The sequence below is a fragment of the Rhodococcus sp. P4_B6 genome, assembly GCF_056402215.1.
Genome location: NZ_JBFUHV010000265.1, coordinates 1 through 8663, shown reverse-complemented (window position 1 = coordinate 8663; position 8663 = coordinate 1). Strand labels below are relative to the sequence as shown.

Genomic DNA, 8663 nt, shown 5'->3' with positions numbered 1-8663 from the left:
GGCCAGACTTGACCTACTGCGACCCGGTGCACCTGCAGCGAGTGGCAGCGCGATTCAACGAGCTCAAGATTGTGGTGCCGCACGGGGGGTGGCCGCACGTCACCCAGATCTGCGGCGTCGCCTACCGGCACACGAACATATACGTGATTCCTGACATCTACCTCAACATGCCCAATACGCCAGGTGCCTCCGGATATCTGGAGGCGGCGCACTCGTATCTGGGGCGCAGGTTGCTGTTCGCCAGTTCGTACCCGGTGCGCCCGATGGGGCAGAGCGTGGAGCAGTTCCGGAAACTGCCGTTCGAGACCGAAGAACTGCGCGAGCGTTGCTTCGGCCAGAACGCCGTCGATCTGCTTGGCCTCGGCACATGACGACTACAACCGATTCAACCGCCTGGACGGTGCGGCTGGTCTTACAGCGACTGCCGCGACTCGACGACGATTCACCGCACGGACAACGGACCGGAGGGTCGCAATGGATGACCTGAAAAAATTCATCATCCGCGTCGACCCGCCCCGCTCGCATCCGATTGCCGAGAGCGAGGCCCACTACCTGGGAGTGCACGTCCCACTGGCCCGGATCGGCGCTACGAACGACCCTGACCGAGTTGCTTACCACACCCGCAGGGTGGAGCGACAGTACGACCGGTCCGGTGGCTGGGAGCACCGGCTGACAGCCTGGCGATTCGTAGCAAACTGGGTCCGGTCCTCCGACGGACACGGGGAAGTGACGCCCCAGGGTTTGTCGCGGGCAGTGGCCAACGATGTGGTCCATTGCGTCCGTGATCTGCGGCGCTGCGAGGTGACCGAACACGTCCTACTGGATCGCCGGGCGGGACTGACATCGTCGGCGATGGTGCTGTTCGAGTACGACCGCGAGCTGACCACCTCGGCAGACGAGGCCCGCGCCCTGCTGACGTGCTTGGCGACATCTGCGGTAGACGCCGCAGAGGAACAGTGCGGTATCAGGTTGATTACCGCCAACTACGTGGTCAACGAGGATGAGACGGCACCCGTAACCGAGTCCGGCCAACTGTTCACCGGGCGACTGCTGCCTGAGTCGGACAAGGTCGGGTACCTGGAGTTTGTCTTCGACAACCAGTACTGGGCGGAGGAGTTCTTCGGGAATTCGGAGATCGCCAACCTGATGCTGGACCTGACCTTCAAGCACGCGGCCGGATATCTGGTCGCCGAGCGTGTGGAGTTCGATCGCCGGTGACCTCGATCGCCGTCGGAGGCTATTACCTGCACACCTGTCGAAAGGACACGAGTAGATGTTGAAGAAGGTTTCGCTGTTCGTCGGCGGCGAGTGGGTCGAGCCGAGTGGCTCGGACCGCATCGAGGTGATCTCGCCAATCACCGAGGAATTGATCGGGTCCGTGCCGATGAGCGAGCCGGCCGACGTGGACAAGGCGGTGGCGGCTGCGCAGCGGGTTCATGCCGAGGATGAGTGGCGCCGCCTGTCGGTCAAGGAGCGGGCTTCCTACGTCGCCGAGATCGCCCGGTCGCTGGAACCCCGGATCGAGGAGGCCGTGCGCCTCCAAGTCGACGAGATGGGGTCCCCGTACCGTTGGATCAAGCGCCAGACCGAGGCGCGCGTGTTGGGCGTGCAGCGCTATATCGACGATGCACTCGCGCTGGAGACGCGAGAGGTGCGTGACGGGGCCGCCGGCACTGTGCTGGTGGACCGACAACCGGTGGGGATCGTAGCTGCGGTGATTCCGTGGAATGGTCCGGTGCCGTTGGTGCTGGGTAAACTCTATCCAGCGCTTCTCGCTGGGTGTCCCGTGATCGTGAAGCCAGCGCCGGAGACCCCGCTGTCGGCGTACCTGGTGGCCGAGGCTGCCATCGAGGCAGGCCTGCCCAGAGGACTTTTCAGCATTTTGCCGGGTGGTCGTGGATTGGGCGAATATCTGATCAGTCACCCCGGAGTGGCTCGGGTCTCGTTCACCGGCAGTACTGCGGCCGGTCGCAGGATCGCATCGATCTGCGGTGACCGGCTCACCCGGACCACGCTCGAGTTGGGCGGCAAATCTGCCGCGGTGGTGCTCGACGACGTCGACCTGGATGCACACCTGCCGCTGCTGATCGACAGTTCGCTGCCGAACAATGGTCAGGTGTGCCATGCCACCACCCGAATTCTGGTGCCCAGGTCGCGCTCCGCGGAGATCACACAGCGGTTGGTCGAGGCGGTCTCGAGCATGCAGGTGGGTAACCCGCACGACGAGGAGGTCGACGTCGGCCCCCTGGTCTCGGACCGACAACGTGAGCGTGTGGAGGGTTACATCGACGCCGGAGTAAGCGAGGGTGCAACGATCATCTGCGGCGGTCTGCGACCGGACATCGGCAAGGGCTGGTATGTCACCCCAACGATTTTCAGTGATGTGAACAACACGATGAAGATCGCTCGCGAGGAGATCTTCGGTCCTGTGCTGAGCCTGATCGAGTACGACACCGTAGATGAGGCAATCGACATCGCCAACGATTCCGAGTACGGCCTGGGCGGTGCGGTGTTCACCTCCGACGTGAAGCGGGGCGTGGAAGTGGCTACCCGTATTGAGACCGGTACCTGCCGGATCAACGAAGGTCTGCCGGGCGGCGGCGGTGGCCCCTTCGGTGGTGTCAAGCATTCGGGTCTCGGCCGTGAGTACAGCCGCGAGGGCATAGAGAGCTTCTATGAGGTCAAGTCGATCGCGTTGCCCCTCGGCTTCGACTCTGCCGAACTCTGAATGGGTTCAGCGCCGGAAATGGTGATGGGTGAGTACTGAGGGGCTTGGTGGCATATGCACTCACCCACGTAGTGAAAGAAGCAGACCAGCCCCTCGCGAAACCTGAATCAAGGAGAGCATTCACATGAAACTCACTGTCCCAAACTCGCGTACCGCCCTCGCGGCCGTGGTGCGTGACTTCGGCCAGAAGCTAGAAGTTCGAGAGGTCGACGTCCCACGACCCGAGCCCGGTGCCCTGGTGGTCGCAGTTGAGGTGAGCACGGTGTGCGGGTCCGATGTCCACATGTGGAAGGGATCGATGTCGGCGACCATCCCAGTGACACCGCCGATCATCCTTGGGCACGAGATCGTTGGGCGGGTCGTCGAGATCGGCGCCGGGGCAGACGTCGACTCAGTGGGTCGGGAGATCAGAGTTGGAGACCGAGTGATCTGGGAACCAGGACCTTGCGGACGGTGCCTGATGTGTTCGGTCGAGAACGAGACCTCGTTGTGCACGAACCGTCAGGTCGGCATGCTTCAGGCGATCGACGTATTTCCGTATTCGGCGGCCGGCTTCACCCAGTACTCCTACGTATGGCCCACTGCAGGGCGGCTGCGGGTCCCGGAGGCTCTCTCCAGCGAACTGGCATCCGCTGCTTCGTGCGCTGCGCGCACCTCCGTGGAGGCCATCGATAAGGTCGGCCAGATCGACTACTCGTCCCGGGTAGTTGTGCAGGGCAGTGGTCCGGTGGGCTTGTTTGCCGTTGCGATGGCTGCAGAACACCGCCCGAGCAAGCTAGTGGTGGTCGGCGGGCCCGCAGACCGACTCGAGTTGGCCAAAGCATGGGGAGCCACCGATGTAGTCTCCGTGGACGAGATCCCTGACCGTGAGGAACGCCTACAAGTGGTGCGGGAACTAACCGCTGGCGGCCCGGACGTAATTCTGGAGATGTCTGGAGCCCCGGGCGTGTTCAGCGAGGGAATCGACATGGCCGCGAAGAATTCGAGATACGTCGTGGTCGGCTCTCTCAGTGGTACTCCGCAAGAGGTCGTAGCGTCGCAGATCGTGACCAAGGGCATGCGGGTTACCGGCAGTTACGCCGCAAAGATCGGCAGCTATCACAAGGGAATGGAGTTCCTGGCAGCGCGATCGAGTGAATACCGATGGGATGACATGTTTACCGGCAACAGCTATTCCCTGGAGACGGCGACCGACGCCTTGGAGGCGCTATTGAACCAGACCGAGATCAAGCCGGTCGTTCGGCCTTGGGCGACAGCATGAACCCGACGTCCGATGAGCCTTTGCGCACGATCTCATTGATGTGGCGCAAGCCCGGGTTGTCGTTTGCACAGTTTGACGCCTACTGGCGCGACATCCATGCACCGCTGGCTGCCCGAGTACCCGGCATCATGAGCTATATCCAACGGCACCGGGTCTTCCCAGCGGGAGCACCGGGAGCGGACGACGCTCTCGACGGTTCACCTGACGGATTTGCAATTATCGAGTACGCAAACCGCGAGGACTTCGAACGTGCCTGGGCCAGTGACGAAGGAAAGGCCGCGCTGGCCGATGTCGACAACTTTCGCGGGGAGCGCCAGGTGCTCCACTTCGAGGACGTAGTCGTGGTGGATCGGGCTGTGGCCGTCGACTCAACGCACCCGCCGGTGCCCACTGATCACCTGATAAGGGATGAACGATGATTCGGGTGGGAGTTTGGCTGCCGACCCGTGGCCACCTTTCGCTTGAACCCGGAATTGTTCGATTGGCGCAGAACGCGGAACTTGCCGGTTTCGACAGCGTGATGATTCCCGACCATGTGGTGATGCCTAGCGAGACTCGGTCCAAGTACCCGTTCTCTGCCGACGGAGTACCCGCCTGGGATCCACGTACTCCCTGGAACGACGCGGTCGTGGCGATGGCATTGTGCGCCGCCGCAACCGAGCGCGTCGAGATCGGGACAGGTGTCCTGATCCTGCCCCAACGCAACCCGGTCACGCTTGCCAAGCAACTGGCGAGCATCGACGTGGCCAGCCGGGGTCGGGTGATGCTGGGAGTGGGCGCAGGATGGCTTGCCGAGGAGTTCGAGGCACTCGGGGTTCCCTTTGGCTCGCGTGGTCGCCGGATGGATGAGTGGATGCACCTGCTCGAGGACCTATGGACCGGGGAGCCTGCCGCGTTCGAGGGAGTGCATTACTCGCTGCCGGAAGGGGTTCTTTCCTATCCGACGCCGGACCACCGGATCCCGATCGTCGTCGGCGGGATGTCCAAGGCGGCGTTGCGCCGGGCTGCACGGGCCGACGGTTGGTTCGCGATTCAGCGGATGGACACTTTCGATGTCGGTGAGGTGAAAATTGGGATCGAGGCGATCAAATCGCAGCGGCGGGGGCGGGTGGCTCCACGGTTGTTGCTGCGTGCGATCGGTGACGTCGAGCGGCTTCTCCCGAAGGTCGAGCAGTTTGTCGACGTCGGGGTCACTGACTTCGTGATCGACGCGGACCTCGAGGATCCGGTCGCCGCACGTCGGGCACTCGAGTTCGTGCGGCAGGCCACGAGCTAGGCTCGAACCATCGGGTCGTGGCCGAATCTGGCGGGCGGGAATATGGAGAGGTACGAGTCTGCCAGGGCATCCTCGTACGCCACACTTGGCGCAAGAGAAGTCACCGTGATTAGACCTGGAAATCTGAGTAGCGTGGCACGCCCGCGAGCGGGCGTGCCACGACTGGAAGCTCACGAGCTCGAGAAGCAACCCGAGACACGAACTTGCTTGCATTTTCATGGAAAGCTATTCACACTCGCATTCGTGAATCTAGACGAATCGCTCTGAAAGAAATTGGCGTACTGATAATCGAGCGTGCGAAACGCATGCAGGAGTCGGCCAGGTGGCTGCACGCACTGAGGTCTTTCCGAGAGTAGGGCTATCCCCGACGATTATGAAATAACGCCAAGAGCAATGCTTTCCGAGCGGCCAGCGACGAGCGACGGGCATGCTCGACGTGAAGGATTTCTCGCAGTTCCCCAAGTCCCGACAGTCGAGTCGGCGGATCTCGTACATCGACCTCGGATAGATTCCGTGACTGCTGAACGCATTCGGCTCCGCGAGGTGGTAGCTGCTGTGGGGCTGTGCAATTTATGTGTATCAACGCGACCGCCGGCAATCGGGACGGAAAATCCATGGATCTCCATGTCGGTCGGCTCGCGTCAACAAAAAGGGAGCGAAAGTCTTTACCGAACAGACGAACCGGCGCCGTCAACGTCAGATAGTCAGATCGTAAAGGTTTGCCGAATCGGGGTGTGGACGGTTTGCCGCTTGAGCCGAAGGTTCCTACTCCAGAAGGACCGTACTCCTTGACATTTCATCTCTTCGAAATCTAGAGTAATAAATCTAACAAAACAAACGCTCGTTTTTAGGAAATGGTGGGAAAAGTGCCGCACTCCGCTCTGCACGCATTGCAGGTAAATCAGGTCCGCGCTCGACGCCAGGTGCAACTGTTCTCTCCAATATCGCTGCGGGCGATCGAATCTCGCAACCGAGTCTGGGTCAGTCCGATGTGTCAACATTCAGCGCTTGACGGACATCCCACTGATTGGCACTTGGTGCACCTAGGGTCGCGAGCCGTAGGAGGCGCTGGACTGGTGATGGCGGAGTCCACAAGCGTGAGGGCCGACGGCCGCATCGGCCCTTACGACGCAGGCATATGGGCTGACTCCCATATCGCCCCATGGGCACGCATTACGAGGTTTCTCCGCGAGAACGGCGCCGTCGCCGCTATTCAGTTGGGGCACGCTGGACGCAAGGCCTCCACCTACCGCCCTTGGGACGGCACGGGTTCGGTGCCGTTGGACGTCGGAGGTTGGCCCACCTTGGGGCCGACCACTCAGGCCTTCGGCGCGCTGCGCGCGCCCGCCGCAGCGACGGTCAACGACCTCAAGGGGCTGATCCAGGCATTCGCCGATGCGGTGACACGGTCGGTGGCGGCAGGCTTCGAGGTCATTGAGATTCATGCGGCACACGGCTACCTGCTGCACCAATTCCTCTCGCCCATGGTTAACGCACGAAGTGACAACTACGGCGGTAGTTTCGAGAACCGGGCCCGGTTGACGCTCGAAGTCGTCGAGGCGGCTCGGGCAAGGATGCCAGAATCGATGCCGCTATTTGTTCGAGTGTCCGCCACGGACTGGGAGGATCAGGGTAGGGACGTCGAGGAGATCGTCCGGCTCGTCAATCTGCTCAAGGAGCGGGGCGTCGACCTAATCGACGTCTCCACCGGAGGTAATGTTGCACAACCCGCCATTCCAACCGGCCCTGGATATCAAGTTCCATTCAGTGCTCGGATCCGGCAAGAGACCGGAATGCCCACGGCAGCAGTTGGTTTGATCACTGACCCCACACACGCAGAAGCCATAATCGCAAGCGGAAATGCCGACGCTGTCATGATCGGTCGCCGTCACTTAGACGACCCGTACTGGGCCAAGAATGCGGCTGCGCAATTGCGCGCCGAGCCCATCCGGATCCTCCAGTACGACCGACCCGAGCTGCGGAACTGAACACCGACAGCACGACCACTACGAATAACCGGACACAGGTCCGTGGGGTCGATCCATGGCGCGGTCCGGCTTTCGCATCGTCACACGAACGGTGGGACCGCGCCCAATCGACCGCACGATGCGAAAGCTGGACCAACCATAGGTTGTAAAGGTTCGACAATCAGGAGGTTGACGCCGTTATGATGCGCTACGGGGTATGGGTACCGACTCGCGGTACCGAATCGGTCGATCCTGGCATCCAGGTTCTCGCGCAGAATGCCGAAAGTGCCGGCTTCGATCTCATGATCATCCCGGACCACATCGTGATGCGGACCGATACCAATTCCTGGTTCCCCTTCGCCGCCGACGGAGTCGCCGCCTGGGACCCAYGGGCGCCTTGGATCGACGCGATTGTGGCGCTGGCCCTGTGCGCGGCGGCCACCACCCGGATTGAGTTCGGAACTGGCGTGCTGGTGCTGCCGCAACGCGAACCTGTGATCCTGGCGAAGCAGTTGGCCACCATCGATGCAGCCTGCGGTGGGAGACTCTTCGTAGGAGTGGGCGCCGGATGGCTCGCCGAGGAGTATGAGGCTCTCGGTGTTTCGTTCGAAGGACGTGGTCAGCGCATGGATGAGTGGATCACATTGCTGCGCGACCTGTGGAGCGGAGAACCCTCAGCATTCACCGGTGAGCACTACTCGTTGCCGGAAGGGGTGTTGACTTACCCAACGCCACCCGACCGAATCCCGATCCTGGTGGGCGGCATGTCGCGTGCTGCACTGCACCGCGCCGCCTCTGCCGACGGATGGTTCGCGCTGCAGCACACTGATGCACTCAACGTGGAACGCATCCGGACCGGGGTCGCATCGCTGCGTCAAGTCGGTACCGAAACGACAACGCGGGTGGTGCTCCGGGCTGTCGGCGATCTGGACCCACTATTGCCTATGATCGGCGAGTTTCGGCGCGCAGGCGTTACCGATCTCGTCATCGATGCGGACCTCACCGATGAGTTCGCTGCGCGACGGGCCCTGGAGCGGGTATGCCAAGCTGGCGGCCAATGAATCATTCTTTGCACCCCTCTGATCGGGCGATCAAACCGCCGTGTATCCAGTGAGAATTCATGTCTCGCGCCCATGGGTGCGTGCGGACGAATCCTTATAGAGGAGAAACACCGATCTTCATCATGGCACGTGAGCTCACTTGCGTCGTCTTCGCAATCTTTGCCGTGCTGATCAGCTGCTGGAGCCGCAGCCGATTGCAGTGACGATTCAGATCCGATGCGGCGCGTCTGCAGTCACCAGGCCCGCGAGGAAGGCATCAGGGACTGGGGCCCAATCGCTGCGCCACAGCCCGGCGACCTGATCCTCCCGCAGCGCCGCGATGAGCGAGACGATGTGTGGTCCACCATCTGGAAGGTGACGCATCATGCCC

At 61.9% G+C, this 8663-nt stretch carries 8 protein-coding genes; all 8 read left to right on the top strand.

Going from position 1 to position 8663, the window contains the following annotated elements:
- Positions 1-371 (top strand): amidohydrolase family protein (locus AC1DWT_RS47620; RefSeq protein ID WP_477925937.1); only part of this gene is annotated, 371 nt, incomplete at its 5' end.
- Positions 372-474: 103 nt separating this feature from the next.
- Positions 475-1218 (top strand): hypothetical protein, encoded by a 744-nt coding sequence (locus tag AC1DWT_RS47615; RefSeq protein ID WP_477925936.1) that lies wholly within the window; start codon positions 475-477, stop codon positions 1216-1218.
- 55 nt (positions 1219-1273) lie between these two features.
- Positions 1274-2728, top strand: coding sequence for an aldehyde dehydrogenase (locus AC1DWT_RS47610; RefSeq protein ID WP_477925935.1), 1455 nt, complete (start codon positions 1274-1276; stop codon positions 2726-2728).
- A gap of 124 nt (positions 2729-2852) precedes the next feature.
- Positions 2853-3989, top strand: a complete 1137-nt coding sequence (locus AC1DWT_RS47605) for a zinc-binding dehydrogenase (RefSeq protein WP_477925934.1) — start codon at positions 2853-2855, stop codon at positions 3987-3989.
- A complete protein-coding gene (locus AC1DWT_RS47600; RefSeq protein WP_477925933.1) occupies positions 3986-4408 on the top strand; it encodes an EthD family reductase in 423 nt (140 codons plus the stop codon). Before AC1DWT_RS47605 ends, AC1DWT_RS47600 begins: the two co-directional genes overlap by 4 nt.
- Positions 4405-5265, top strand: a complete 861-nt coding sequence (locus AC1DWT_RS47595) for a TIGR03619 family F420-dependent LLM class oxidoreductase (RefSeq protein ID WP_477925932.1) — start codon at positions 4405-4407, stop codon at positions 5263-5265. The genes AC1DWT_RS47600 and AC1DWT_RS47595 overlap by 4 nt, the downstream gene beginning before the upstream one ends.
- A gap of 929 nt (positions 5266-6194) precedes the next feature.
- Positions 6195-7253, top strand: coding sequence for an NADH:flavin oxidoreductase/NADH oxidase (locus tag AC1DWT_RS47590; RefSeq protein ID WP_477925938.1), 1059 nt, complete (start codon positions 6195-6197; stop codon positions 7251-7253).
- Positions 7254-7432: 179 nt separating this feature from the next.
- Positions 7433-8293, top strand: a complete 861-nt coding sequence (locus tag AC1DWT_RS47585; protein WP_477925931.1) for a TIGR03619 family F420-dependent LLM class oxidoreductase — start codon at positions 7433-7435, stop codon at positions 8291-8293.
- Positions 8294-8663: the final 370 nt, after the last annotated feature.

Coding starts and splice junctions, on each gene's coding strand:
- AC1DWT_RS47615 (WP_477925936.1), top strand. CDS start 475: ATGGATGACCTGAAAAAATTCATCATCCGCGTCGACCCGCCCCGCTCG.
- AC1DWT_RS47610 (WP_477925935.1), top strand. CDS start 1,274: ATGTTGAAGAAGGTTTCGCTGTTCGTCGGCGGCGAGTGGGTCGAGCCG.
- AC1DWT_RS47595 (WP_477925932.1), top strand. CDS start 4,405: ATGATTCGGGTGGGAGTTTGGCTGCCGACCCGTGGCCACCTTTCGCTT.
- AC1DWT_RS47600 (WP_477925933.1), top strand. CDS start 3,986: ATGAACCCGACGTCCGATGAGCCTTTGCGCACGATCTCATTGATGTGG.
- AC1DWT_RS47605 (WP_477925934.1), top strand. CDS start 2,853: ATGAAACTCACTGTCCCAAACTCGCGTACCGCCCTCGCGGCCGTGGTG.